General features: G+C 64.8%; 20 protein-coding genes. 13 read left to right on the top strand and 7 right to left on the bottom strand.

Features of this window, described 5'->3' with window-relative positions:
• Nucleotides 1-35: 35 nt before the first annotated feature.
• From Q0936_RS19945 to Q0936_RS19920, 6 genes are all read left to right on the top strand, one after another.
• On the top strand, nt 36-1,679 hold the full coding sequence (locus tag Q0936_RS19945; RefSeq protein WP_299378403.1) for a calcium-binding protein: 1,644 nt from the start codon (nt 36-38) through the stop codon (nt 1,677-1,679).
• 30 nt (nt 1,680-1,709) lie between these two features.
• Complete coding sequence (locus Q0936_RS19940) at nt 1,710-2,534, top strand: ABC transporter permease (RefSeq protein ID WP_299146554.1); 825 nt, start codon at nt 1,710-1,712, stop codon at nt 2,532-2,534.
• Nucleotides 2,535-2,614: 80 nt separating this feature from the next.
• Entirely contained in the window at nt 2,615-3,586 is a 972-nt protein-coding gene (locus tag Q0936_RS19935) for a hypothetical protein (protein ID WP_299378400.1), read from the top strand.
• Nucleotides 3,583-4,632, top strand: a complete 1,050-nt coding sequence (locus Q0936_RS19930; RefSeq protein WP_299378398.1) for a hypothetical protein — start codon at nt 3,583-3,585, stop codon at nt 4,630-4,632. Before Q0936_RS19935 ends, Q0936_RS19930 begins: the two co-directional genes overlap by 4 nt.
• Nucleotides 4,629-5,507, top strand: a complete 879-nt coding sequence (locus tag Q0936_RS19925) for a hypothetical protein (RefSeq protein ID WP_299378395.1) — start codon at nt 4,629-4,631, stop codon at nt 5,505-5,507. The genes Q0936_RS19930 and Q0936_RS19925 overlap by 4 nt, the downstream gene beginning before the upstream one ends.
• Entirely contained in the window at nt 5,507-6,526 is a 1,020-nt protein-coding gene (locus tag Q0936_RS19920; protein WP_299378392.1) for a hypothetical protein, read from the top strand. The genes Q0936_RS19925 and Q0936_RS19920 overlap by 1 nt, the downstream gene beginning before the upstream one ends.
• A gap of 3 nt (nt 6,527-6,529) precedes the next feature.
• Here Q0936_RS19920 and Q0936_RS19915 read toward each other — a convergent pair whose 3' ends face one another.
• The gene (locus tag Q0936_RS19915; RefSeq protein ID WP_299378390.1) at nt 6,530-9,223 is read right to left on the bottom strand and encodes a calcium-binding protein; all 2,694 of its coding nucleotides are present in this window, start codon (nt 9,221-9,223) and stop codon (nt 6,530-6,532) included.
• 237 nt (nt 9,224-9,460) lie between these two features.
• Between Q0936_RS19915 and Q0936_RS19910 the strand changes: the two genes are divergently transcribed.
• Together Q0936_RS19910 and Q0936_RS19905 are read left to right on the top strand one after the other, a co-directional pair.
• Nucleotides 9,461-9,916 (top strand): hypothetical protein, encoded by a 456-nt coding sequence (locus Q0936_RS19910; RefSeq protein ID WP_299378387.1) that lies wholly within the window; start codon nt 9,461-9,463, stop codon nt 9,914-9,916.
• A gap of 33 nt (nt 9,917-9,949) precedes the next feature.
• On the top strand, nt 9,950-12,508 hold the full coding sequence (locus tag Q0936_RS19905; RefSeq protein WP_299378384.1) for a M10 family metallopeptidase: 2,559 nt from the start codon (nt 9,950-9,952) through the stop codon (nt 12,506-12,508).
• Between the two features lie 63 nt (nt 12,509-12,571).
• On the opposite strand, the gene Q0936_RS19900 is transcribed toward Q0936_RS19905, so the two are convergent.
• The 3 genes from Q0936_RS19900 to Q0936_RS19890 form a co-directional block, all read right to left on the bottom strand.
• Nucleotides 12,572-13,978, bottom strand: coding sequence for a DUF2793 domain-containing protein (locus Q0936_RS19900; RefSeq protein WP_299146562.1), 1,407 nt, complete (start codon nt 13,976-13,978; stop codon nt 12,572-12,574).
• Between the two features lie 156 nt (nt 13,979-14,134).
• Nucleotides 14,135-15,115 (bottom strand): ParB N-terminal domain-containing protein, encoded by a 981-nt coding sequence (locus Q0936_RS19895; RefSeq protein ID WP_299378382.1) that lies wholly within the window; start codon nt 15,113-15,115, stop codon nt 14,135-14,137.
• Between the two features lies 1 nt (nt 15,116).
• Nucleotides 15,117-16,502, bottom strand: coding sequence for an AAA family ATPase (locus Q0936_RS19890; protein ID WP_299146564.1), 1,386 nt, complete (start codon nt 16,500-16,502; stop codon nt 15,117-15,119).
• Between the two features lie 439 nt (nt 16,503-16,941).
• On the opposite strand from Q0936_RS19890, the gene Q0936_RS19885 reads away from it, so the two are divergent.
• The 5 genes from Q0936_RS19885 to rfbA all read left to right on the top strand — a co-directional run bounded on the left by Q0936_RS19885 (nt 16,942) and on the right by rfbA (nt 21,487).
• Nucleotides 16,942-17,946 (top strand): replication initiator protein A, encoded by a 1,005-nt coding sequence (locus Q0936_RS19885; RefSeq protein ID WP_299146565.1) that lies wholly within the window; start codon nt 16,942-16,944, stop codon nt 17,944-17,946.
• A 133-nt stretch (nt 17,947-18,079) separates the two neighbouring features.
• On the top strand, nt 18,080-18,640 hold the full coding sequence (gene rfbC / locus Q0936_RS19880) for a dTDP-4-dehydrorhamnose 3,5-epimerase (protein ID WP_299146566.1): 561 nt from the start codon (nt 18,080-18,082) through the stop codon (nt 18,638-18,640).
• Between the two features lie 3 nt (nt 18,641-18,643).
• Nucleotides 18,644-19,687, top strand: a complete 1,044-nt coding sequence (gene rfbB / locus Q0936_RS19875; RefSeq protein ID WP_299378380.1) for a dTDP-glucose 4,6-dehydratase — start codon at nt 18,644-18,646, stop codon at nt 19,685-19,687.
• A gap of 61 nt (nt 19,688-19,748) precedes the next feature.
• Nucleotides 19,749-20,618, top strand: coding sequence for a dTDP-4-dehydrorhamnose reductase (rfbD, locus tag Q0936_RS19870; RefSeq protein ID WP_299378420.1), 870 nt, complete (start codon nt 19,749-19,751; stop codon nt 20,616-20,618).
• Nucleotides 20,615-21,487 carry a glucose-1-phosphate thymidylyltransferase RfbA gene (gene rfbA, locus Q0936_RS19865; RefSeq protein WP_299146568.1) on the top strand — a complete coding sequence of 291 codons (873 nt, stop codon included), beginning with the start codon at nt 20,615-20,617 and terminating at the stop codon, nt 21,485-21,487. The genes rfbD and rfbA overlap by 4 nt, the downstream gene beginning before the upstream one ends.
• 82 nt (nt 21,488-21,569) lie before the next feature.
• Here the strand turns inward: rfbA and Q0936_RS19860 are convergent, their stop codons facing one another.
• The 3 genes from Q0936_RS19860 to Q0936_RS19850 all read right to left on the bottom strand — a co-directional run bounded on the left by Q0936_RS19860 (nt 21,570) and on the right by Q0936_RS19850 (nt 26,210).
• A complete protein-coding gene (locus tag Q0936_RS19860; RefSeq protein ID WP_299296453.1) occupies nt 21,570-24,149 on the bottom strand; it encodes a choice-of-anchor L domain-containing protein in 2,580 nt (859 codons plus the stop codon).
• A 101-nt stretch (nt 24,150-24,250) separates the two neighbouring features.
• Complete coding sequence (locus Q0936_RS19855) at nt 24,251-24,667, bottom strand: hypothetical protein (RefSeq protein ID WP_299296450.1); 417 nt, start codon at nt 24,665-24,667, stop codon at nt 24,251-24,253.
• Nucleotides 24,668-24,788: 121 nt separating this feature from the next.
• Entirely contained in the window at nt 24,789-26,210 is a 1,422-nt protein-coding gene (locus Q0936_RS19850; protein WP_299296448.1) for a mannose-1-phosphate guanylyltransferase/mannose-6-phosphate isomerase, read from the bottom strand.
• Nucleotides 26,211-26,247: the final 37 nt, after the last annotated feature.

The following is a 26,247-nucleotide window of genomic DNA, read 5'->3' as shown; positions in this document are numbered from 1 at the left end:
ATCTACCGACACGCCCATGACAAAGGACCACGCACATGCCATCACAGATCGTCAGCACCATCCTGACCAGCACCGTGTCATCACTCGGCTCCGGCCAGACCCTTGGCATCACGCCAGGGGGCGGGATCGCGGTGACCACCGGGCGCGCCGTGGACGTCGGCGCCTCGAGCCTTGTGCGGATCTCGAATGACGGCACGATATTTTCCGGCACGAATATCGGGATCATCGTGGGCCAGTTGTCCTACATCACCAACAACGGCACGATCACTGCGGCCAATATCCCGGTCGCATTCAGCGGCGCAGACGGCCATCTGATCAACACCGGGGTCATATCCACCCTCAACGCAGGCACCATCGGCGTCAGCTTTGGCGCGGGCGGGGCCACGCTGATCAACAGCGGCCAAATCCTGTCCAACAGCAACGCGGCCGTTGCCGTCGGCTCCCTTTCGGGCAGCACCAATGAGTTCTTCAACAGCGGCACCATCGCCGCCATCGACGCCATTGCGATCAGCACCCTGGGCGACATCGACCGGCTGACAAATGCGGGCACCATCCAGGGCGGCATCGTTCTGGGGGGCGAGGATGACCAGATCACCAACGCAGGCACCATCCAGGGCGACATCAACCTGGGCGACGACAGCGACCGCCTCGTCAATTCCGGCCTCATCCAGGGCGAGATCAACCTGGGCGCAGGCAGCGACAGCTTTGACGGGCGCGGCGGCACAATACTCGGATCTGTCTCTGGCGGCGCAGGCAGCGATTTCTACCTCATCGACAGCAGCGACATCGCACTGATCGAAAACGCGAACGAAGGCACCGACAGCGTCGTGTCCACGGTCAGCCACACGCTGAATTTGAATTTCGAGAACCTGATCCTGTTCGGCGGCGAAGACATCAACGGCGCGGGCAATGGCCTCGCCAACACCATCGTCGGCAACGACGGCGCCAACCTGATCCAGGGCCGCGTCGGCAATGACACCATCACCGGCGGTGGCGGCGACGACACCATCGGCGGCGGCGCCAATCGCGACAGCCTCGAAGGCGGCGACGGCGATGACTTTATCAACGGCGGCGCGCAAAACGACACCGTGCGCGGCGGCGAAGGCGACGACGTCCTGCGCGGCGGGCTCAACAACGACATCGTCGCGGGCGGCGAGGGCAACGACAACATCGCGGGCGGCCTGGGCAACGACACCATGGTCGGCGACGCGGGCGACGACGTCATGTTCGGCCAGGGCGGCGCGGATGTGTTCAACGGCGGCGACGGCGAAGACTACATCCACGGCGGCGCGGGCAGCGACACGCTGTCGGGCGCAAATGGCGACGACACGCTGGTGGGCGGCGGCGGGGCGGACACGCTCACCGGCGGCGCGGGCGAGGACGTGTTCATGTTCCAGAGCTTTGCCCAGAGCCGGGCCGTGGGCGGCAATTTCGACACGATTTCGGACTTTGAGCTGGGCACCGACCTGATCGATCTGCGGTCGATCGTCGAGGGCACGATCAACTTTGGTGGCACCGGTGCGGCGTCGGCCAATGGCGAGGCCGAGCTGCTGTTGCGCACGCCGGGTGGCGGGCCCAACACGGTGGTGTTCGTCGATGTGAACGGCGACGGCACCCAGGATTTCCGCCTAGACATCGCGGGCGTCATCGGCCTCTCAGAGACCGATTTCCTGCTGTAACGGCCAAAGGGGCGTGATAGTCAGATCCCCATGACCGACACGCCCCAACCCCTCAAGCCGTCCAAACAGCTGCGCGCCGTGTCCGGGCGGCTGCGGTTTGCGATGCCGCGCACCATTTCGGCGCTGATCCTGCGCGAGATGAGCGCCTCTTACGGCCGCTCTCCGGGGGGATATCTCTGGGCGCTGGCGGAACCCATTTTGGGCATCGCGCTGTTGTCGGCGATCTTTTCCATCGGCTTTCGGAGCCCACGGCTGGGCGACAACTTCCCGATCTTCTATGCCACGGGGCTGTTGCCGTTTTTCCTCTTTGTCGATGTCAGTTCAAAGACCGCGCAGGCGGTGAACTATTCCAAGCAGTTGCTGGCCTATCCGCGCGTGACCCTGATCGACGCGGTGCTGGCGCGGTTCATCCTGGCGCTGCTGACGCAACTCCTGATCAGTTACGTGCTGCTGACGGGCATCGTGATGGCCTTTGACACCCGCACCACGCTCGAGGTGGACCGCGTGCTGTTGGCCTATACCATGGCCGCCACCCTGGGGTTGGGTGTGGGCACGTTCAACTGTTTCCTGATGTCGATGTTCCCGATCTGGCAACGCGCCTACAGCATCATCACACGGCCGCTGCTGCTCGTGTCGGGGGTGATCTTTATCTACGAATCCGTGCCGCATCCCTATCAGGGCTGGCTATGGTGGAACCCGCTGATGCATGTGACCGGCGAACTGCGCGGCGCCTTCTACAAGAGTTACGACGCGGTCTATGTCTCGCCCACCTACGTCTTTATCTTTGCGGGCGTCTTTGGCGTCGTGGGCCTGCTGTTCCTGTGGCGCTACTACCGCGACATCATGGAACTTTAGCACCCTGTCGCCCCGTTGTGGTCCGGCAGGCCTTGTGAAATATAATCGACCCAGTTTCGATTGACCCAAAGGGCATTTACATGGTGACCAAGCCGCATCTGGACGACGGCCACCCCGATATTTTCGTGACCGACGACCGGATGATGGTCCTGACCGGGGGCGACCATTCGGTGCTGGACTATTGCCAGGGGCGTGCTGCACCCGGCGCCGACGACATCGCCCGGTTTTTCGACGCCATCCGCCAACGCAGCGACTGGTCCACCCGGCGCGGCATCCCCTATGGCTACTGGGTGTTCCCCGACAAGGTGATCGCACTGGGGGCCAAGCTGGCACAGCGGCTGGGACCGGTGCAGTCGCTCTTTGAAACCCATTACCGCCACGCCCCTGCATGGCGCGACACCTGCCCCGTGCACTATCCACTGGATCAGGTGGCCGGACAGGCCGACGCCTTTCCACGCACCGACACGCACTATTCCGACCGTGGGCTGGTCACGCTGACCGCCGAGGTGATCGACAGCGTGGCCCCCGGACAGGGTGCCGCCTTTCGCACTGCCGCCCAAGAAGCGCGCTGGGGCGACAAGAAGATCTCGGGTGATCTGGGCGTCAAGTTCGAGCCCCCCGTGCGCGAGCGTGTGGATGTGCTGCGCCTGCCGATCCAGCCCTCGGTGCTCAACAACGGGCTGTCGCGCAACAACGGGGTCATGTCGCTGGTCGAATGCTCGCAATCCCAGACCGACCGCACGCTGCTGATCTTTGGCGACAGCTTCTTTCGCCAGATGCTGCCGCTGCTGGCCTGGCAGTTCCGCCGCATCGTGTTCTGCCGGACCCAGTTCTTTCACTACGAACTGGTCGAGGCGCTGGCCCCCGACGTGATCCTGCAAGGCACCGCCGAACGCTACCTGGCCAGCTATGCAGGCGACGCGGGCCGGCCGCATTTCCTGAGCTATCCGTTCATCCGCGACAACCCGATGACCCCGCACAAGGGCTTTGGCCCCCGTTTCGCCGCCTGGTTCGACCAGAGCAAGCTGACCCTCGGAGTACCCGCCCCATGACCTCGCCCCGCCTGATCCTGCATGTGGGCGACCGCAAGACCGGGACCACCACGATCCAGCACGTGCTGGACGCCCGCGCGCGCAACCCCGAGGCCTATGGCGGCACCTTTGGCGTCCACTACCCCCTCGCCGGGCGCAACATCGAACAGCGGATCACCCATGTGAACCTCGCCCACGAGCTGCTCGAGGACAAACGGTTCACGCCCGATCTGGGCGGCTGGGCCGACCTGTCGGAGGAACTGCACAGCGCGCAGCCCCCCCTCACCGTGATCTCGAGCGAGGGGTTCGAAAGCGTGGCCCCCGGCGTGGTGGCACAGGCGCTCGACACCTACATCCCCAAGGGCACAGAGATCACGCTGGTGGCCTATATCCGCCCCCATGCGGACCGGATCGTGGCCAGCTATGCGCAGAACGTGAAGACGGGCAAATACGTGCTGCCGCTCGACACCTTTGCCCGCCGGTCGATGCGCGGGCGGCTGGGGGCGCTGCACAAACGGGCGGCGGCATGGAAATCCGTGTTCGGGGACCGCTACCATGTGCGCCCCTATGCGCGTGACCTGCTGATGGACCGCGACGTGGTGGCCGATTTCCTGGTGGGCCAGGTGGGGCTGGACGCGGCCGTGATGCAGAACCTGCCCCCGATCCCCGACGAAAACCCGACCCCCGGTGTGCGGGTGCTCGAGCTGATCCGCCAGCTGACACAGACCATGACCAAGGGCGGGACCGACCTGCCCCCCGGCGCGGACCAGCGGATGCTGGCCCCGCTGCGCGCCACGCTGATGGGCATGTACCCCGATGATCCCAAACTGCGGCTGACCCCGGACCTGGCCACCGCCTGCCGGGACGCCTGCATGGACGATGCCCAGGCGATGGACCGCGATTTCTGCGAGGGCACCGCGATCTTCGAAGGGGCGCTGCACCGGGCCGTGGACAACGCTCCCCTGGCCGCGGACCCCAACGCCCTGCCCCCGCGCGAAGAGGCGCTGCACGACGCCTACGCCACGGCGCTGGCCACCCTGCTCCGTGTGCGGGTCGACCCGACATGACCGCGCATCCCGCCACAGACGCGCTGGCCCGCATGATGGCCGCCCTGCCCGGCCACACCCACCTGTGGCAACGCGACGATGCCGCCGCCGCCACCCTGCCCGGCTATACGGTCGAGGTGCACCTGCGCGACCCCTCCCGCCTTGTCGTCTGTTTCGACAGCCGCGCCGAAAGCTATGACCCCTCACAGACCCGCCCCGCCTGGGCCTATGGGTTCCTCGAGAAACGCGGGCTCAGCGCGGTGCACGTCAAACCCGACCAGTCCTGCTGGTATCGCCAGAGCCAGGTGGCCGACCTGCTGAATGCGGCCCGCGATGCCGGGCTCTTTGCCGCCTTTGACACGGTGATGACCTATGGCGGGTCCATGGGCGGGTTCGGCGCGCTGTCCTTTGCGGCCACGGTGCAGGCCACCACCTGTCTGGCGCTGAACCCGCAGGCCAATCTGGGGCCCGACGTGCGCGACTGGGAAACCCGCTACCGCGAGGCGCTGGATCAGGACTGGACCGGGCCGCTGTGCGATTTGGGGACAACCACCGCGACCACGGCCAATGTGATCTGTGTGCTCGATCCGCGCTATATGCCCGACCGCAGACAGGTCGAGCTGATCAACAACCCGAACATGACGCGCCTGCACATCCCCTTTGTCCGGCACCGCATCCCGGCCCATATCAACGCGCTGCAAATGCTCAAACAGCTCTTTGCCGACAGCCTCGCAGGCCAGGTCGATCCGGTGTGGTTCCGCACGCAGGCCCGGCGGCGGCGCACGCTGCTGCGCTACCGCAACGAGATGCTGCGCCGCACCGAAGACCACCCGACCCGGCGCGCGCGGCTCGAACGCCTGTTGCCCCCCGAAGACGGGCTCTTGGGCGGGCCGTGATGCCCCGCACCTGTCATCTGCATATCGGTACGACCAAGACCGGCAGCACCTCGATCCAGCGGAGCTTTTGCGACTATGACGACGGGCGCACCCGCTATCTGCGCCTGCGCATCCCCAATCACAGCCGGGTGCTGGCGGCCCTCTGCGCACCCGGTGATGCCGAGGCGCTGCGTCAGGCCAAGCTGACGCCCGCCAAGGCCGACCACTGGCGCGCCGCGATGCAGGGTCAGATTGCAGAGTTCCCCGACCACGATCTGATTGTCTCGGGCGAGGGGCTGAGCATGTGGGCCGACCCGGACATGATCGCGCGGCTGGCCGCCGATCTGCGCGCCTTTGAAGCTGTGCGCGTGCTGGCCTATGTGCGCACGCCGGACCGGTGGATCGCCAGTTCGTTTCAGCAGCAGCTGCGCAACGCCGCCCGGCCCTATGACATTGCGGCGCTATTTCCCCTGTTCAGAGACTGGTTTGCCCCATGGGAGGCCGCGTTTGGCCCGGATAAGGTGACGCTGGTCCCGTTTGATCCCGCCGGCTTTCCCACAGGCGATGTGGTGGCCGATTTTGCCGCGCGCTGCGGGCTGGACATGCCCGCCACCCCGGCCCCGCGCGAAAAACCCGCCCTGCCTGCCGAAGCGGTTGCAGTGCTCTATGCCCACCGGGCCGCGCGGGGAGATCCCCCGCTGGCAGACCGCACGGACGCGCTGGTCAACCGGGCGCTGGTCGAGGGGGTGCGGGCCCTGGGCAACACGCCGTTCCGCGTCGATCCCGCGGCCCTCGCGCCTGTCATGGCCCGGCACGCGGACCAGATGGCGTGGCTGGCCGCGCGCGCAGGGGCGTTTCCCCCCGTGTCAGAGCCTGTTTCGCCTGTATTCGGCACCGCCCATGACCTGCTGACCTTTGCCGAGGATCAGCGCGGCGCGCTGGCGGGGTGGTTGCGTGATATTGGCGTGACCGGGGCTTTGCCGGATGATGTGGTGGGGATGGTCGATGCGGCCTATGCCCATCTGCGCGCCACGCTCTGACGCTTAGATGAAATCCAGATCGCCGTTCAGCACGTTCAGGCTGGTGATCCCGTTCAGGGTCAGGCTGTTGCCGCCCCCGAAATCCAGCACCAGATCGCCGTTCACCACCTCGGCAAACTGGCTCAGGGCATTCACGCTCATGCCACCACCGCCCCACAGGGCGCGGTCCAGGACCAGCGTGTCGATGTTGTTCTGGAAATCCGCGATCTCGTCATCGCCACTGTTGAAGATGAACGTATCCGCGCCGATACCGCCGAACAGGTAGTCGTCCGCCCCGCCGCCATCCAGCGTGTCGTGGCCCGCATTGCCTGCCAGCGTGTCGTTGCCGCCGTCCCCCATCAGGCTGTCGGCGCCATTATTACCATTCAGCCGGTCATTGCCCGACCCGCCGATCAGGGTGTCGTGGTTGATGCCGCCGTTCAGCGTGTCGTTGTTGTGACCCCCGTTCAGGATGTCGGCGCCCGCATTGCCGTCCAACTGGTCATTGCCCGCATTGCCGCGCAGATCATCGCTGCCTGCGCTGCCGGACAGCACGTCATTGCCGTTGCCCCCCGCCAGCGTGTCCGCGTTCAGCCCGCCGTTCAGCGTGTCGTTGCCATTGTCACCATAGAGCAGGTCAGCACCGTTGTTGCCCACCAGCAGGTCGTTGCCGTCACCACCACCGGCCACGTCGAACCCGTCGCCGCCCCAGATGCTGTCGTCTCCGGCCAAACCGTTGATCGTGTCGAACCCGGTGCCACCCCAGATGCTGTCGTCACCGTCACCGCCGGTGATCAGGTCGCCGCCCGCATTGCCGCGCAGCACGTCGTCGCCTGCACCGCCATCCAGCGTGTCATCACCGCCCATGCCCGACAGCTCGTCGTTCTGGTTCAACCCGGTCAGCGTGTCGTTGCCGGTGTCCCCCACCAGCGTGTCAGCGGCATTGGTGCCCATCAGGTTCTGCGAGGGCGCAGGGCCGGGCACGGGATCAGGATCAGGCGTCGGATCAGGATCGGGGTCCGGATCGGGCGTTGGATCGGGATCAGGGTCAGGCGTTGGATCGGGGTCCGGGTCAGGCGTTGGATCGGGGTCCGGGTCCGGCACGGGATCAGGGTCCGGATCCGGTGTGGGATCAGGATCAGGGTCAGGCGTCGGATCGGGATCAGGGTCCGGTGTGTCGTCATAGGGCAACTGCCAGTCCGGCAGAAACCGCGACTGCCCGATCAGGTCGAGGGCCAGAATGTCCTGCGCGCTCAGCGGCTGGCCATTGGCGGTGCGGATCACCAGCTCTTCGTCACCGAACCGAATGGTGATGCCGTCGCTGCGGGTGGAAAAAGTCAACTGGCTGGCATAGCGCAACAGCGGCCAGTCCGACAGATCGAGCGTGTCGCGGGTGATGTCAAAGTCGTTGATCACATCCCGCGCGCCATCCCCGGACAGCACAAACACATCCGCCCCGGCCCCGCCCCACAGCGTGTCGCTGCCTGCGCCATCAATCAGCACATCGTCGCCGCCCTCGCCGCGCAGCAGGTCATTGCCCGCGCCGCCATCAATCAGGTCATCGCCCGCCCCACCGGTCAGGGTCTGGGCATTCGCACCCCCGGTGATCGGGCTGGCCATGGCACCAATATCGACACTGAATATGGTCAAACCGGCCTCGCTGGCCGAACTCACCGCCACATGCAGCGCCCCGTTCACCACTGTCAGGCTCAGCGCGGACACCGCGTCCAGCGTGGTGTTCACCGCATCCTCGACCGTACCCATATGGCGCAACCGGCCATCAGGCATCATCTCGTAGAGGGTGATCCCGTCATCACTGCCCGCCGCCGCCACATAGGCGCGGCCCCCATGGGTCACGGTCGCAATGTCATGCACCCCGGCAAAGCGGGTGTGCAGCGTGTCCATCACGTGATCCGTCAGGGTCAGCGTGCCATTGTCCGCAATCGCCGCCACACTCAGGGTGCCACTGCCCGCAGCCCCCAGAATGGCATAGACTTGGCCCGCAACCGTGACGGTCTCGACCACGCTGGCCCCGCCGATGCCGACTTCGTCCTCGTTGGAAATCCGGTCCACCTCGATCGCCACACCGGCATTGTTCAGCCGGTAGGTGATCAGCGCATTGTCCGCCCCAGAGGCGGCCACAAGATAGGTGGTGTTGCCAACCGCGGCCTGTTCCAGCGATGTCAGGCCCACGACCCCCGCATTGCCGTTGCCGCCGTCGCGCACCATCGACACCGACCCGTTGCCGTTCACCGACCAGATGCCGATCTCGTCGCTGCCACGGTCGATGGAATAGATGTAGGTCGTGCCGTTCACCACCACTGCCGTGCTGTCCAGCAGGGTCGCGGGCATCGCCGCCCCCGTGATCGGCGCAGGCGCCGACATGCCGCCCGCCGCACTCAGTTCGACCCGGTACAGGCCGGTGTTGTTCACCCCCGTCACCAACAGGTCCTGGCCCCCTGCCCCGTCATCCACCAGCGCAAGGCTGTTGATGGCCCCGGCCTGGGCACCGCCGGGCAATGTCTGGGTGTCGATCTGGGTCAGCGATCCGTTGGCATTGATCCGGTAGGCAACAAGGTCGCCTCCGCCAAAGCGGGCCACGGTATATAGAACCGGCCCCTGCGACGTCTCCGCAACAATCATATCCGTGACGCCCGTCAGGAACATATTGTTCCCATCCTGCACCGTCGCCACGTGGTTGAACGCAACCTGCGTCATGTAAACTCACCATCACTCTACCCACGGACAGTCATGGCAGGCAGGTGTTAACGCGCGGCGTGGGCATTATGGCCATAGTAAGGAAATCCCTGAAAAATCTATAGGTTGTGGGCACATCGACCTAAAATAAAGCATTGAAAAATAACGATTTTTTCACAGGCATTGCGGGTTTCAGGGGGGAAGGACTGCGTCAAACGCCCCTGTGCATCAGCCCCCCGGATGCGTTAAGGTTTGGGCATGATGACACGACGTACCGTTCTCACACGGGCCATGGGCCTGCTTTCAATTGGCCCGCTCTGGGCGGCGACACCCAGCCTGGGCATGGGGGCCGGCACCGCCAGCCCCGTCACGGTGACATGCGAGGGGGCGGGGGATGCGGCCCTGCACGCCGCACTTTGCGACAGGCTGCACACGGCCCTGCGCCAACGCCACCCCGATCAGCAGTTTACCCTGTCCCCTGCCCCGGACGGCGCCCGGCGGCTGACCCTGCGCCTGTCACGGGTCACCGGCACAGCCCTGACCGGGGCGCTGGTCTGGACGCAAAATCTGGGGGGCGGGACACGCACGGACACGGGCACAAACACGGTCACCGGACCGTCTGTGACTGCCGGGACACGCGACAAAAAGATCGGGGGCCGCGAGCAGGATATGCTGCTAAAGGCCCTTTTGAAGACCACGGACTTGCCGCTATAAGTTGCATCACGCCCCCAAGAATGGATTTTTGTTATGTGTACTATTTGTTCCGCCACTCGCACCTTTGACCCTGCGCGACACCTGACGGACGCCAAAAATCCCACCCTGACAGACCTGGTCGAGGCCGGGGCGCCAACAGACGACGCCTCTGCGATCAACGCCACCATCACCGAAAGCATCGACGCCCCCGGCGATCTGAGCACCCCCTACATCATCAACGTGGGCGACACATTCCTGGGCAACCTGAACGGCGACTTTGACTTTGTCGGGCTGAACGTCGTGGCTGGCACCACCTACGAAGTGGCCCTGACAGGCAACGGCCCCAACGCAATCAACGACCCCTTCACGGGCCTGCTGGACAGCAACAACTCCGTCCTGCTGACCGATGATGACAGCGGTCCGGGCCTGTCGTCGCTGTTTGTGTGGACGGCCACCTATACCGGCGTGGCCTATGTGGTCGCGGACACGTACTCGGGCAACGAAACCGGTGGCTATGCGATCACCGTGTCGGCTGGCACCGCACCGCCCCCGCCCCCCGTCGGCACCTATGACGAGATGGCCGACTACCTGACCGACGGCCACTGGAACGAAGACGGCGAAAGCCGCCACGTGTTCTTCAACGCCGCCGTATCGGCCAGCAACGTGATCACCGTCAACATCACCAGCCTGACCGCCGAAGGCCAGCAGCTGGCCCGCTGGGCGTTCGAAGCCTGGGAAATGGTCGCCAATATCGAGTTTGTCGAAGTGACCTTTGGCGAGGATCTGGAATTCATCGACAGCGACAGCGGTGCCTATTCCAGCTACACCGCCTCGGGTGGCATCACCACCAGCTCGCTGGTGAACGTCTCGACCGCATGGCTGACCCAATACGGCACCACGCTCGACAGCTACAGCTTCTCCACCTACATCCACGAAATCGGCCACGCGCTGGGGCTCGGCCACCAGGGCGACTACAACGGCTCGGCGAATTACGCGAACGACGCCACCTTTGCCAATGACAGCCTGCAGCTGTCGATCATGTCCTATTTCCAGAACAGTGAGAACCCGACCACGGATGCCAGCGACGCAGAGAACCTGACCGCCCAGATGGTCGATATCCTCGCGGTCCAGAACCTCTATGGCGCGGCCGAGGGCGGGGCCACGGCGGGTGACACGACCTATGGCGCAAACAGCAACCTGGGCAACTACATGGACGAGGTGTTCGCCACCGCCGTCAGCGGCACGCCTTCGAGCGTCTACACCGGCAACCCCGGCGCCTTCACCATCTACGACGAGGGCGGCACTGACCTGCTCGACCTCAGCTATGACACCAACAACCAGGTGATCGACCTCAACCCCGGCACCTTCTCGAATGTGGGTGGCCTGATCAGCAACGTGGCCATCGCGCTCGGCGCCGAGATCGAGAACCTGATCACCGGCAGCGGCAATGACGCAGTCACCACCAACGCGGCCGACAACGACGTGCAGACTGGCGGCGGCAACGACACCGTGAACGCCTCCGAAGGCAACGACACGCTCAACGGCGGCGCAGGCAGCGACAACCTGGTCTTCGACTTCAACTTCAACCAGATCACCTCCGGGTCGGTCGTGGGCACCCTGGCCACGCTCACCGGTGCCTTTGGCACCGTGCTGGCCAGCGCCTTCGAAATCTTCACCTTCGCGGATCAGAGCTTCAGCCTGACGCAACTGGCCGCAAACGTGCCCACAGCACCGCCCACACCCGGCGACGTGATCGACGGCACCCCCGAGGATGACGGCACCCTGACCGGCACCGCCGGGGATGACACGATCTCGGGCTTTGGTGGCAGCGACGACATCGCAGCAGGCGGCGGCAATGACACCGTGCTGGGCGGCATCGGGTTCGACACCGTGGACGGCGGCGACGGCAACGACAGCATCACAGGCGCGGACGGGTTCGACGAACTGTCGGGCGGCGCTGGCAACGACACCCTGAACGGCAACAACGGCTTTGACCTGCTCAATGGCGGCGACAACGACGACCTGCTGAACGGTGGCCTGGGCCTCGACACGCTCAACGGCGACGCGGGCAATGACACGCTCAACGGCCAGTCGGGCTTTGACACGCTGGACGGCGGCACCGGCAACGACCTGCTGAACGGCAACGCGGGCGCCGACAACATGCTGGGCGGCGCGGGCAACGACACGCTCAACGGTGGGATCAACAACGACACCCTGGATGGCGGCAGCAACAACGACCAGCTCAACGGCGGCAATGGCCGCGACAGCCTCGAGGGCGGCAGCGGCGCGGACGTGCTGCGCGGCAATGCCGGCAACGACACGCTGCATGGCGGCAGCGGCAACGACATCCTGAACGGTGGGATCGGGGCTGATACGTTTGTCTATACCGGCGGCAACGACATCATCCAGGACTTCCAGAACAACGTCGATGCGCTGATCGTCGATCAGGCCCTGCTGCAGGGCAACGACCCCAACGATGTCGACCTGCTGGACTTTGTGACCGTGGTGAACGGGAACCTCGTGGTGACACTCGACGCCGGCACCAGCCTGCAGATCAATGGCTACACAGACGGCGAGCAACTGCTGGACGACCTCACCTTCACCTTCCTCTAAGCGGGTCCAAAGACATATGGCGTGCCCCCCTCTTGCCGGGGGGCATCCCGCCTCCGGGCGCGCTCAGTCGTAGCGCCCACCGCCGTCCAAAGTCCCCACCACATCGCCGGGAAAGTAATTGGCCCCGCCGCCATTGGTGGTGATGACCGCATTGTCCGACGCCAGATACCGCCGCCCCGTGGCCGTGCCCACAAAGGTCAGCGACGACATCTGCGCCACGCTGCACCGCGCACAGATGATAAAGGACGACGCAAAATGCGGGGTCCCCGTCAGGGTCACGGTCTGCAACCGCATCCGGGCGGACCCGCCCTCGGTCACCTTGACGAAATACTTGGCGTTGCCCGACAGCGTACAGGGCCCCTCCAGCACCAGCGATCCGTTCTCGACCGCGCTCAGATGGCCACCCGCCACACCGAAATCCACCGTATCCAGCACCACACTGCCCCGGTCCGACGCCGCCACCGTGGGCCGCCCGCCGCTGGTGTTCTGCAACCGCATACCGCGCAGGGCAACCACACCGCGCGTCACCTCGAACACCTCGTCATCCCCGGCCATGACCACCTGATCGGGGTTGGCCATGTTGCCCTGGATCACCAGGCGCGGCGCGCCCACCACCGCCGCATCCAGCACCAGAGGCGTGCCAAAGCTATAGGTGCCGTCCGCAAGCTGGATCGTCACCGCATGACCGCCTGCATCCACTGTCTGCGCCTGCGCAACCGCATGGGCGAGGCTGGCAAAGGCCCCGGCCCCCGCCGACAGCCCGTCACCGGCGTCACTGCCTTGTGCGGGGTCCACGTAATAGGTGCGGGGGCCGGACAGCATCTCGCGCCAGGCCGATTGGGGCAGGGTGACCGTGCCGCTGGCCGCATCGATGCGCAGCGCCTCGGTCCAGCCGCTGCCATTGGCGCTGACCTTGATGGAAAAATCGTCATTCCCCGAGATCCCCATTTCCGCCCGGCCTGAAAACCCGGTCTGGAACAGCAGGCTGCCGGTGTCCGTGGCGGCGGCCTTGTTGATCTTGAGCTGGTGATTGCCGCCCGCATGGTTCAGCAGGACAGCATCCGATGACACAGACAGGCGGTTGAACAGGTCCGAACTGGCATTGATGCCCAGGCTGTCGACCGCCGTCACATCGCGCGCCAACCAGTTGGTGCCGTCATAGACCACCTGCGCGCCATCGGCGGTGACATAGGCGCTCCAGCCTTCCTGCGGGGTCACGAATGTCCAGGTGGTGCCATCATAGACGGCGATCTCATTGTCATGGCCCGCCCATGCGCCCTGTCCCGGTGACGCCACCAGGAACCGTTCGGCCGCCTCCACGCCCGCCGGGGGCAGGGACAGGTCACGTGCCGCAACGACCAGCTGCACCAGCGCGTCCAGCACCCGCAGGGCCTCGTTGTGGGTCACATGCTTTTGGGCCTGCGACGGCTGGATATAGGGCAGGCCAAGGATGAGCGAGGATTGGGTCATGGAACGGGCTCCGACAGGGCAAAAGGCAAGCCGGGACGCTAGGTCAAACCGGTTACCGATGCCTTAGGCGGGCGGGCGCTCCGTTAGGGGTTTGTTCACAAACCTTTCGCACGCGAAAGGTCTTTCTTGCGAACTCAGCATAGGTCTAAATGGGGGTCATTCCCCCCGGCGCAGCGTCGCCTCCAGCCGTTTGATAAAGGTCTCGGTCACCCCGGCCCCTTCCAGCACCACACGCCCGTTGCGCGACGACATCCGGATGTCCCAGGCCACGTCCGTGACCACGGGGGCAGGGGGCGCATCGTCCTTTTTAGGCTCTGCTTTTGACAGTTTGATCGCCTGCTCGATCAGGTCCGCCTCTTCTGTGGCGGTGGTGGGCACCGATTGCGCCAGCACATCGCGCAACTGTCCTTCCAGCTGCGGAAAGTCCGCTAGCGCCTTGGCCAGCGCCAGACCCTGACGCTCGCTCAGCTGTGCGGGGAACCGCAGCACCGCATCCAGGGGCGGGACCAGCGCCATGAACGTCTTGATCTTGGACCGCTTCGAGAAACTGACCCCTGCAAACAGACCCTGCAAAGCCGCTTTGGGACTGTCAAAGGCGCCGGCCTCCACCGCTTTGAACGCAATCCGCGCGCGCTCGTAATAGGACAGGTCGGCCCGGATCTCGTTTTCCTCGATCATGGCGATATAGGTGTCGGCCCGGTCCGCAGGCGACCGGATCAGAGCCTGTACAAGGCCAAAACGCGCCTCACCCGTCTCGATCTGCAATTGCTCCAGCGCCTTCAGACGCCGCGCGCCCGAGATCAGCCCGTAGTGACCGCCGCCCAGATCCACCACCTCGATCGGGGTTTGCTGGCCGCGCCGCGCCAGGCTGTGCTTGAGGCTTTCCATGTCGTCAGGGGCCATCTCGATCCGGTCGCGGATCAGATAGGCGGGGTCAATCGCCTCCAGCGGCAGCTGCATGACCAACCGGCCCGACTGCTGCGCGTCCTCCAATTCGCCGCGCACCGCATCAAAGGCCGCCGCCGTCGCCGCATCCCCGGCAATGCGAGCAATCGGGGGGCGGGCGCCCGTGTCGGCCGCGCCGGATGGTTCCGCACCCAGACCCACCGCAGGGCTCAATCTCTTGCGCTTTGCCATGTCATTCCCCCTTGTTTGTCTCTATTTCTTCGCGCCGCCAGACCCCCACCAGCAGCCGCTTGAACGCGGCATAGGTCTGGTCGAACGTGTCACGCCCCCGCACATAGGTCTCGCGGTTGAAATCGCGGTAATCGGCCTCGTAGATGCCATTCACCTGCTCACCGGCCTGCCCGATCAGCGCGGTAAAATCCTGCCGGTGCGGCGACAGCGCGTCGCCCAGATAGGCCTGCATCAACGCACCCAGTTCCGCCTGCTGGCTGGCGTCATAGCGGGTCAGCACCGCCCGCACCGCGTCCCACTCAAACGACACGCCCGCCCGTCCCAGCGCCCGCGCGGCCATGTTCTCTGCCTCTTCGATGCTGGCAAATGTCGAATGCAGCATATCGAAAAACCGCCCCGTAGAGTCGAATTCCAGGAACGACGCCCCCAAAGGCACCAGCAGAATATCCGCCGCCGACAGCCCGTTGATCGTCAGATACCCCAGCGCCGGCGGCGTATCGAGGAACACCAGATCATAGTCCTCCAGCACCCCATCCGCCGCCAGCGTCTCCGACAGCGCATCCCACAGCTTCCACGACCGCCCCTGCATCCGCCAGACGGGGATCTGAAACTCGGCCCAATAGAGGTTCAGCTGCGCGCCCAGCAGGTCAATGTTGGGCCAATGCGTCTTTTGCACCAGATCCTGCGCCCGCAGCCCCATCGCCTCGCTCAGCGTATCGTCCAGCGGCACAGGGTCCTCGCCGCGGGCCTGCCGTGCCTGGTTCTCGGCCTGCATATGCGTCCCGTAGTGCCGCGCCAGCAGCGGGAACACCGTCTGCCATTCATCCGCAACCTGCCCGCCAAAGATCGACGTCATCGACCCCTGACTGTCCAGATCAATCACCAGCACCTTGTAGCCATCCAGTGCCGCCGACATCGCCAGATGCGCCGCCGTGCTGGTCTTGCCCACACCACCTTTGAAATTCGCCACCGCCACCATCTTGGCCGCCAGCCCCTCGGGCCGGTAGGGGCGGTACTCCTTGGCCTTGGACCCCGCATCGCTGAAATGCGCCCGCAGCCGCAGCACCTCATCCAGGGTGAACCACTTGGCCCCCCCGGCGGTCTCTGACGTCCCCTGGGGCAGGTCGGGGTTCTGACGCAGCACACGGCGGAAATGCGCAGGCGCCACTGGGATCAGATAGCGGGTGATCTCCCACGTGGAAAACAGGCGCAGGGTCCGGTCGCCCCCTTCGTTCAATCCCCGGCTCGCCAGATCGGTGCGCCCACGTCCGCAGGCCTCGGCCAGGGCCGCAAACCCACCCACATCCGTGGCAGGCCCCAGAGCGGCCAAGGCCTGATCTGGGTCGATGTTGAAATAAGGGGGCAGGGGGGGCGCTTCACTGCTCATGCCGGATATGCCTTCATGTGACGCTTTTTCGGCATCATACCTAAAAACATGTGACATGGAATGATTTTGAGGAGATCGCCCCGGATTTTCCCCCATATTCTCAGGAAATCCTTGGGCTCTGACGCTGTAGCCTGCCAGTGAGGCGGCCTTTTATCCAGTTAATTGGTGTTATTATACGTTAAGGTATCCGGGCGCGTCCTGAAAATCGCGGCTTTGCAAAGGCTTGCGCGGTTTTTCACGAGGGGAGGCGACTCTGAAACCACGTGCAGGCGACTCTGCTCCCCCGAAAGACCGACTCTGAACCCCCGATGGGGCGCGCCACCGTGATGGACGCAGCCTGTGGATAACTTTAGGGTGGGCGTCAACGAAACCACGAACCCGATTCTTCGACAAACCACCGGCGCCAAGACCGGGGTGAATGGATCACGAGGGCAGGCACATGGCAGTGACATCTGGGGCAGGCGGGCTTTTGCCCGATCACCATCCCACTGGGGATTTCTTTCTGTGCGACGTGTTCGACGCGCCGCCCAAGGATGATCTGGGCAGCATGGAACACCCGATGTTCTCGCTGTCGACCCGGCCCGACCGGCGCATCCTGACCTATGACCACAATGGCACCCATGTCACCGTGACCCCAAGCGTGCGGGGCCGCGCCACGATCCATGACAAGGACATCCTGATCTATTGCATCAGCCAGTTGATGGTGGCGGTGAACGCCGGGCGCGACGTGGCCCGTGTGCTGCACCTGCGCGCCCATGACCTGATGGTGGCGACCAACCGCGAGACCTCGGGCGATGGCTATGCCCGCCTGCGAGAGGCGTTCGAGCGGCTGGCGGGCACCCGCATCACCACCAATCTCGAGACCGGGGGCGAAGAGGTCACAACCGGTTTTGGCCTGATCGACAGTTGGCAGATCGTGCGCCGGTCCAAGGGGGGGCGGATGATGTCGGTGCGGGTGACGCTGTCGGACTGGCTTTATCGGGCGGTGCTGTCGAAATCGGTTTTGACCCTGAACAGAGACTACTTTCGCCTGCGCAAACCGCTGGAACGGCGGGTCTATGAACTGGCGCGCAAACATTGCGGGCGTCAGGCGACCTGGCGGGTCAGTGTCGACACGCTGCTCAAGAAATCCGGCTCGGCCAGCCCGCGCCGGGTGTTCCGCAAGATGCTGCGCGACATGATCGCGGCGGATCATCTGCCTGACTATCACATGTCCGAAGACCCCGGCGACATGATCCGCTTCACCCTGCGGGCCGGGGCCATGGCCAGCGCGCCGCCGCCCGTTCTGGCGCCCGACACGCTCGAGGCTGCCCGCGCATTGGTGCCCGGCGCGGATGTCTATGCGCTGCAGGCCGATTGGCACGCCATGTGGCGCGCCTCCGGCAGCCCGCGCCTGACCGCGCCTGACCGTGCGTTCCTGGGCTGGCTGCGCAAACGCGGATGATCGGGCCTGGGGTGCGCGTGATTTGAGCATCGGCTTGCCTGCGACCGTGCGGCACCCGGCCCCGTGGTGGACAGGGCAGGGGCCGCTTGTTAAGCACCGCGTGATTTCAGACGTGTGATTAAGGACGACATTCATGCAGATCGAACAGACGCCGCTGCCCGGTGTGGTGATCATCACCCCGGCCCGTTTCGGTGATGCGCGCGGGTTCTTCTCCGAAAGCTACAGCGCCAAGGGCCTGGCAGGCCACGGCATCGACATCCCCTTTGTGCAGGACAACCATTCGCTGTCCAGCGCCGTGGGCACAATCCGGGGTCTGCATTTTCAGGCCCCGCCCCACGCCCAGGACAAGCTGGTGCGCTGCGGCAAGGGTGCGCTCTTTGATGTGGCCGTCGACATCCGCCGCGGCTCGCCCACCTATGGGCAGTGGTTCGGGGCGGAACTCAGCTTTGAGAATGGCAAGCAGCTCTTGGTGCCTGCGGGCTTTGCCCATGGGTTTGTGACCCGTGCGCCCGATACCGAAATCATTTATAAATGTTCCGACTATTACGCCCGCGAGACCGAGGGCGCGATCCGCTGGGACGATCCGCAGATCGGCATCGACTGGGGCGGGGTCAGCGACCCCATCCTGTCCGAAAAGGACGCGGTGGCCCCGCTTCTGGCCGATCTCGACACGCCATTCACATACGAAGGATAAGCCATGAAACTTCTGGTCACAGGGGGCGCGGGCTTTATCGGCTCCGCCGTGGTGCGGCAGGCCGTGGAGCAGGGGCACGAGGTCATCAACGTGGATGCCCTCACCTATGCCGCGTGTCTCGACAACGTGGCGTCGGTGGCGTCCTCGAACCTTTATTCGTTTGAACATGCCGATATCTGCGACTGGGATGCAATGGTGCGCATCTTTGACACGCATCAGCCCGACGCGGTCATGCACCTCGCAGCCGAGAGCCACGTGGACCGGTCCATCGACGGCCCCGGCGCGTTTGTGCAGACCAACGTGACCGGCACCTATACCCTGCTCGAGGCCGCGCGCCGCTATTGGCAGGGCCGCGACCAGTTCGAGGCGTTCCGCTTCCATCACATCTCGACCGACGAGGTGTTCGGATCTTTGGGGGCTGAGGGGCAGTTCACCGAATCCACGCCCTACGATCCGCGCAGCCCCTATTCGGCGTCCAAGGCGGCCAGCGACCACCTGGTGCGCGCCTGGGGCGAGACCTACGGCCTGCCCATCGTGCTGACCAACTGTTCGAACAACTACGGTCCCTTTCACTTCCCGGAAAAGCTGGTGCCGGTGATCATCCTGAACGCGCTGGCGGGCAAGGACCTGCCGATCTATGGCGACGGGTCGAACGTGCGTGACTGGCTTTATGTCGAGGACCACGCCAACGCCCTGCTGACCGTGCTGCAAAAAGGCGAGCTGGGCCGGTCCTACAACATCGGTGGCGAGAACGAGCGCACCAATCTGGAACTGGTGCAGACGCTTTGCGCGATCCTCGATGACAAGCGCCCGCGCGCCGATGGCAAATCCTACGCCGATCAGATCACATTTGTGACCGACCGTCCGGGTCATGACGCGCGTTATGCGATTGATCCCACGCGGATGCAGACCGAACTCAACTGGCGGCCTTCGGTCACGGTCGAGGAAGGGCTGGCGCTGACGGTGGAATGGTATCTGAACAACGAAGCCTGGTGGCGCGCCCTGCAGGACCGCGACGGGGTTGGCACGCGTTTGGGCACAGGCTGAGTTCCCGGCGCAAACCTTTCGCATGCGAAAGGTTTCGGGACAGAGGGGCGAAAGGACGATGATGGATATTCTGGTTTTCGGACATAACGGACAGGTCGCGACCGAGCTGCGCGCGCGCAGTGGTATCGGGGCGGGGCGGGGGGTGCAGATCACTGCGCTGGACCGGGCCGCCGCCGACCTGACCGACCCCGCCGCCTGCGCGCAGGCCATCGCGGGTCACAAGCCCGATGCGGTCATCAACGCCGCCGCCTACACCGCCGTCGACAAGGCCGAGGACGACGAGGCCACCGCCCACGCGATCAACGCCGATGCCCCTGCCGCCATGGCGCGGGCCTGTGCCGATTTGGGTGTGCCATTCGTCTCTATTTCGACGGATTACGTGTTTTCGGGCGACGGCACGACCCCTTGGCAACCCACCGATCCGACCGATCCCAAAGGCGCTTATGGGCGCACCAAGCTGGCCGGTGAACAGGCGATCATGGCTGCAGGCGGCACGGCGGCGATCCTGCGCACGTCCTGGGTCGTGTCGGCCCATGGCAACAATTTCGTCAAGACGATGCTGCGCCTTGGCGCGGAACGGGACGCGCTGACCATCGTGGCGGACCAGATCGGCGGACCCACCGGTGCCGCCGAGATTGCAGAGGCCTGCCTGACCATCGCGCAGACCCTCAAAACAGAGCCTAACAAGGCGGGTGTCTACCATTTTGCCGGTGGCCCCGACACCAGTTGGGCCGATTTTGCCCGCGCCATTTTCGAGCAGGCGGGCCTGAGCTGTGCGGTGACGGACATCCCGTCGTCAGACTATCCGACACCCGCAACACGGCCTCTGAACTCGCGCATGGATTGCAGCGCGACCACAACCACATTCGGCATCGCGCGCCCCGACTGGCAGGCGAGCCTCAAGGATATTTTGAAGGATTTGAACACATGACACAGCGCAAGGGCATTATCCTCGCGGGCGGCTCTGGCACGCGGCTTTATCCGATCACGGTTTCGGTCTCGAAGCAGCTTCTGCCGGTCTATGACAAGCCGATGATCTACTACCCGCTCAGCGTTCTGATGCTGGCCGGGATCCGCGAGATCGCGATGATCACCACGCCGCAGGATCAGGACCAGTTCAAACGCGCCCTGGGCGATGGCAGCCAGTGGGGCGTGTCGCTGACCTATATCGTCCAGCCCAGCCCCGACGGGCTGGCGCAGGCCTATCTGTTGGCCGAGGAGTTCCTGGATGGTGCGCCGTCGGCCATGGTGCTGGGCGACAACATCTTCTTTGGGCACGGGTTGCCTGACCTGCTGGCCGAGGCGGATGCGCAGGAGACGGGCGGCACGGTCTTTGGCTACCGGGTGGCGGATCCCGAACGCTATGGCGTGGTGGATTTCGACGCCGAGGGCAATGCCCGCCAGATTATCGAAAAGCCCGCTGTGCCGCCGTCGAACTATGCGGTGACGGGGCTTTATTTCCTCGATGGGGATGCGCCCGAACGCGCGCGCAAGGTCACGCCGTCCGACCGGGGCGAGCTGGAGATCACCACCCTGCTCGAAGGGTATCTGCACGAAGGCATGTTGAAGGTGAAGCAGATGGGCCGCGGCTATGCCTGGCTGGACACCGGCACCCATGCCAGCCTGCTGGATGCGGGCAATTTCGTGCGCACCCTGCAATCGCGTCAGGGTCTGCAGACCGGCAGCCCGGACGAGATCGCCTATGACCAGGGATGGATCGACCGCGCGGGCCTCGAAGAGCGCGGCAAGCTCTTTGCCAAGAACGATTACGGTGCCTACCTGTTGAGCCTGCTGAAATAGGCGGTTTTTGCATCGCAGACATGAAAACGGGGCGCAGTGATCTGCGCCCCGTTTTGGTTTTGGTGTCTGCTGTCCGGTGGGATCAGAAGGGAAGATCGCCGATCAGCACAACGTCATCCAGCAGCAGGCTGGCATCGGTGATGTTGTTGATGCGGATCGAGTTGTTTTCGTCCAGCACCGCCACCAGGTTGCCGTTGACCACCTGAAAGGCGTCCAGCAGGTCCTGTTGGGTCGGGGGTTCGTCAAAGAACGACGCCGCGATTTCGATCGTGTCGATGTTGTCCTGGAAGTCGAGGATCACATCGTTGCCGAAGCTGAGCACGAAGGTGTCCGCGCCGATGCCGCCCACGAGGATGTCGTTGCCGTCCTGACCATCGAGCCGGTCACCGCCTGCGTTGCCACGGATCACGTCATCGCCGGAGCCACCGAGGATGGTGTCGCCGCCGTTGTTGCCGTTGAGCTCGTCGTCATCCGCGCCCCCGTCGATGAAGTCAAAGCCCACGCCGCCATTGGCCGTGTCCTCGCCCGCGCCACCCAGCAGGGTGTCGGAGCCGAAGTTGCCGTTGAGGTCGTCGTTGCCGGTGCCACCGTCGAGCGTGTCCTGACCTTCCTGGCCAAACAACGAGTCGTTGCCGCTGTCGCCCATGATCAGGTCAAAGTTGATGCCCCCGATCAGGAAGTCGTCGCCCGACCCGCCGGAGATTTCATCCGCGCCCGCATTGCCGTTGATGGTGTCGTTGTCGCCACCGCCGTTCAGGGTGTCAAAGCCGTTGTTGCCGAGGATCGAGTCGTTGCCCGCGCCCCCGTCAGCCACGTCGGCGCCGATGCCTGCGGTGATTTCGTCATTGCCGTCATTGCCCAAGAGCGTGTCATTGCCCGCCAGGCCAAAGATGTCGTCATTGCCGCCCAGCCCGAGGATGTTGTCATCGAGCGATGTGCCGGTGAGGTTGTCGGCGCCGTCGGTCGCCTCCAGGTCTGTGGCGTCGGTGACGGTTGCGGCCACGTCCGAGACGGGGGTGATGTCGCCGTTTTCCGCGACGGTGCCAAAGGTCAGCATGCCGCCATTGGCATCGCCGCCGCCATCGCCGATCAGGCCCAGGTCGATGCCGATCAGGTTGAGCATGCCCTGGAAGCCCAAAGTGGCAAAGTCGAAGTTGGTAACCGTGCCATCCGTCAGGACGCTGTCAAAGCCGCCGCCCGGCACGCTTTCGCCAAAGATCGCCACGTGGTCGCCGCCCAGCGTGGGCAGCACAAAGCCTGCGCCGCTGTCGGTGATGTTGCCCAGCGGGATTGTGGACAGGATCAGGTTGCCGCCGTCTTCTGCGGGGACGAACAGGACCGCCACGGCGTTGAAGATGGTGACGTCGGGCGACACGGAGAAGTTGAAGAAGTTCAGGAACGCGTCAAAGAAGCTTTCGCTTTCGACCAGCGGGGCCGCGCCGTCGAGGCCCACGTTGCGCACCAGTTCCTCAAAGCTGTTCTGGGTGCCGCCAACGGCTTCGACGACGTCGTCATCGTTGATTTCGGCCAGGGGCTGGTCTTCGTCGTCGATGTTTGTCGCCTCGGGGTCGGCAAAGGGATACATCAGCGCGTCTTCGTCATCCACGTGGCGCAGGCCCAGCAGGTGTCCGGCCTCGTGGGCGATCACCTGCACCAGTTGGGCGATGTCGTCGAAATCGAACAGCCCGGTCAGGATCTCGTCCGCCAGCACAAAGGCGTCGTCATTGAGGTCGCCGTTGCCATAGTCGATCTGGCTGGCCAGACCAAAGAGGTTGGCAGGCGCGCCCAGATCCGTGGGCAGGTCCGAGACCGATCCGCCCACATGCACGGTCGAGAAGTCGCCGCTTTCCGGTTCTTCGCCAACGAACTCGATGTTGAAGTCTTCGTAGATGGCGTTGACCGCATCCAGCACCTGCTGGCGCTGTGCTGCGCTGAGGCCCGAGGCGGGCAGGTCGATGGAGAAGGCGTAGGTGAGGTTGCCCTCTTCGTCTTCGATCACATAGGGGATGTTGACCGCGCCCGCGTCGAATTGCAGGAACACGATCTGCGGGGTCGACAGGGTGAAGTCGCCGATGAAGGCCGCACTGTCATAGATGCCATCGCCCACGTCGCCGAGGCTGAGCACCAGGTTGACCTCTGCGCCGGCCTCGACCTCGGTGGTGATCTGCAGGGGCGGGGTCTGGCCGTCAAAGAACGTGCCTGTGGGTGTCAGCGTATCCGAGAAGAAGTCGTTGTTGACCGAGATTGGGTTGCCGTTGGTGTCGATCGCCACCTCTGTCCCGTCCACGGTCACCGAGAAGAAGTCGTTGAACTGCGAGCCCACGAATTCGGGGAATTCTTCGGACAAGAACGAGAAGGAGAACGAAAAGCTGGTGAAGCCTTCGGGCACGGTAAAGGAGAACGACACGGTCACGGTGTCGTCGGTCACGCCGCTTGCGCCAATGTCTGTGCCCTGGCTGCCGCCGGTGTTGGGCTGGGTGACGTCACCGGCGATGCCGCTCGACAGGACGAGGAAGGCGGGGGAGATTTCGGTCGAGAACCCGGCCAGAGCGCTGTCGGACAGGACCAGCATTTCCGGCGATCCGGTCAGAGAGACCGTGGCATTCGCCGGCAGGCCGATCAGGCCGGGCAAGCTGGGGAGGTCAACGGGGATCAGGGTCATGGGATATACCTCTTTGGTTTATGCGTCTTGTGGGGGGCTGAAATGTGAGTGGTGGCAATCGGGAACAGAACGGGTGGGGTGAAAACGGGAGGATGCGCCTGTTACCAGGCGCCGCGCAATCGGGCCTTGGCGCAGGTGGACAGGGTGGGGTGATCGGCAAGCGGCACTGTCACCTGCACCGTGGTGCGGGGGGCCAGCGGGGCGGCAAGTGCCAGGGTGTAATCGGGAGGCGTGGGCAGGCGCGCGGCGCGGTCGGCCGCAGGCCCGTCGGTGCGCAGCAGGACCGTCAGCGTGGTTGCGCCATCCGCGCCCTCACACTTCATGCGCAGGTAGATCCCCTCGAACGCGGTGCTGCGTGTCGGGTTCCTGAGGCGTAGGGTGATCATGGGTGGCGTGCCGGGTGTCAGGGTGGTTTCGCGCACCTGTGGCCCGGCAAGAGACGACGCCAGCACGGCGCCAGACGCGGTTTCAGTGGTGGGAGAGAGGGCGGCGAGGGCCGCGAAAACATATGAAACCATGGCCTGAACGATACGATTCGATGAAAATGTGCAGCACTTAATAAAGTGAGATTAACACAGATCACGCAGATTGCACGCCCGCGTGATCACTCACGCACATCGTATACCCGCATGATCGGGGTCAGGTGCGGGCATAGATGTCTTCGTAACGGGTGATGTCGTCCTCGCCCAGATAGGCGCCGGTCTGGACCTCGATCAGGGTGATCGCCAGCTTGCCCGGATTTTCCAGCCGGTGCCGCGCGCCCACGGGCACATAGATCGATTGGTTTTCGCTGACCAGTTGCACGCTGTCGTCGACGGTCACGCGGGCGGTGCCTTCGACCACAACCCAATGTTCGGCGCGGTGCAGGTGGCTTTGCAGGCTGAGGGTGCCGCCGGGGTGAACACGGATGCGTTTGACCTGAAACCGGTCGCCCATCACCAGGGTTTCGTACCAGCCCCAGGGCCGGTAGGCGCGGCGGTGCCGGGTGGCCTGTGCGGTGTCGCGGGCGCGCAGGCTGTCGACGGCGCGCCGCACCTCCTGGGCGCGGGATTTGTCGGCCACCAGCACCGCGTCATCCGTGGCCACGGCGATGATCCCGTCAAGGCCCAGCCCCACCAGTTCGATCCCGTCGCTTTCGCTGCGCAGCAGGGTGTCGGCGCAGTCCAGCGCGGTGGAGCGGTCCGAACAGACATTGCCATCTGCGTCGGGGTTGCTGCTGCGCCAGACCGCGTCCCAGTCGCCCAGATCGGTCCAGGCCCCGTCAAAGGGCATGACCGCCAGGTTGGTGCAGCGTTCCATGATCGCATAGTCGATCGAGATGTCGTCGATCCCGTCCCATGGCGCTGCCGCCAGCCGGGTAAAGCCGAGGTCGGGCGTGGCCTCATCCATGGCCTGTGTTACGGCGTCGAGCATGGCGGGGGCGTGGGTGCGGTAGGCGTTGAGGATCGCGGGGGCAGAGAACAGGAACAGGCCCGCATTCCACAAATAGCGCCCGGCGGCGAGCATGTCGCGCGCGGCTTCTGGGCCCGGTTTTTCGACAAAGCGGGCAAGGGGTTGTGGCCGGGCGGTTTGGGGGTCTGCGGTGGCGGCCAGTTCGAGGTAGCCATAGGCGGTTTCGGCCCGGTCAGGTGTGATGCCGAATGTGACCAGCGTCCCGTCACGCGCGGCCGGGGTGGCGGCGGTGACAGCGGCGGCAAAGGCGTCCGCGTCGGGGATCAGGTGATCGGAGGGCGCCACGAGCATCAGCGCCTCGGGGTCGGTGCGCGCGCACCACAGGGCCGCGGCCAGCACGGCGGGGGCGGTGTTGCGGGGGTTTGGCTCGATCAGCACGGCGCCCGGCGCCTGTGCGACCTGGGCCAGTTGTTCGGTGACGACAAAGCGGAACGGGTCGCCCGTGACCACCACGGGGGCTGCAAAGTCTGGTCCCGACAGCCGCCGGGCAGCGGCCTGAAACAGGCTCTGATCCCCGGTGAGGCGGGCGAATTGCTTGGGGTAGGACTGGCGCGAGAGCGGCCACAGCCGGGTCCCGGATCCGCCGCACAGAAGGATGGGGTATATCATGGGTCTGGGCCCTTTGCCTGCCACTGTGCCGTGCATG

It is taken from the genome of uncultured Tateyamaria sp., from assembly GCF_947488715.1.
In the GTDB taxonomy this organism is placed as follows: domain Bacteria; phylum Pseudomonadota; class Alphaproteobacteria; order Rhodobacterales; family Rhodobacteraceae; genus Tateyamaria.
This window is presented reverse-complemented; position numbering and strand designations above follow the sequence as displayed.

Bases quoted from the DNA above. Each gene is read 5' to 3' on its own strand.
- Q0936_RS19885 (WP_299146565.1), top strand. From the start codon at position 16,942: ATGGCAGTGACATCTGGGGCAGGCGGGCTTTTGCCCGATCACCATCCC.
- Q0936_RS19850 (WP_299296448.1), bottom strand. From the start codon at position 26,210: ATGATATACCCCATCCTTCTGTGCGGCGGATCCGGGACCCGGCTGTGG.
- Q0936_RS19935 (WP_299378400.1), top strand. From the start codon at position 2,615: ATGGTGACCAAGCCGCATCTGGACGACGGCCACCCCGATATTTTCGTG.
- Q0936_RS19945 (WP_299378403.1), top strand. From the start codon at position 36: ATGCCATCACAGATCGTCAGCACCATCCTGACCAGCACCGTGTCATCA.
- Q0936_RS19890 (WP_299146564.1), bottom strand. From the start codon at position 16,502: ATGAGCAGTGAAGCGCCCCCCCTGCCCCCTTATTTCAACATCGACCCA.
- Q0936_RS19895 (WP_299378382.1), bottom strand. From the start codon at position 15,115: ATGGCAAAGCGCAAGAGATTGAGCCCTGCGGTGGGTCTGGGTGCGGAA.
- Q0936_RS19860 (WP_299296453.1), bottom strand. From the start codon at position 24,149: ATGACCCTGATCCCCGTTGACCTCCCCAGCTTGCCCGGCCTGATCGGC.
- Q0936_RS19930 (WP_299378398.1), top strand. From the start codon at position 3,583: ATGACCTCGCCCCGCCTGATCCTGCATGTGGGCGACCGCAAGACCGGG.
- Q0936_RS19920 (WP_299378392.1), top strand. From the start codon at position 5,507: ATGCCCCGCACCTGTCATCTGCATATCGGTACGACCAAGACCGGCAGC.
- Q0936_RS19910 (WP_299378387.1), top strand. From the start codon at position 9,461: ATGATGACACGACGTACCGTTCTCACACGGGCCATGGGCCTGCTTTCA.
- Q0936_RS19915 (WP_299378390.1), bottom strand. From the start codon at position 9,223: ATGACGCAGGTTGCGTTCAACCACGTGGCGACGGTGCAGGATGGGAAC.
- rfbC (WP_299146566.1), top strand. From the start codon at position 18,080: ATGCAGATCGAACAGACGCCGCTGCCCGGTGTGGTGATCATCACCCCG.
- Q0936_RS19855 (WP_299296450.1), bottom strand. From the start codon at position 24,667: ATGGTTTCATATGTTTTCGCGGCCCTCGCCGCCCTCTCTCCCACCACT.
- rfbA (WP_299146568.1), top strand. From the start codon at position 20,615: ATGACACAGCGCAAGGGCATTATCCTCGCGGGCGGCTCTGGCACGCGG.
- Q0936_RS19900 (WP_299146562.1), bottom strand. From the start codon at position 13,978: ATGACCCAATCCTCGCTCATCCTTGGCCTGCCCTATATCCAGCCGTCG.
- Q0936_RS19940 (WP_299146554.1), top strand. From the start codon at position 1,710: ATGACCGACACGCCCCAACCCCTCAAGCCGTCCAAACAGCTGCGCGCC.
- rfbD (WP_299378420.1), top strand. From the start codon at position 19,749: ATGGATATTCTGGTTTTCGGACATAACGGACAGGTCGCGACCGAGCTG.
- Q0936_RS19925 (WP_299378395.1), top strand. From the start codon at position 4,629: ATGACCGCGCATCCCGCCACAGACGCGCTGGCCCGCATGATGGCCGCC.
- Q0936_RS19905 (WP_299378384.1), top strand. From the start codon at position 9,950: ATGTGTACTATTTGTTCCGCCACTCGCACCTTTGACCCTGCGCGACAC.
- rfbB (WP_299378380.1), top strand. From the start codon at position 18,644: ATGAAACTTCTGGTCACAGGGGGCGCGGGCTTTATCGGCTCCGCCGTG.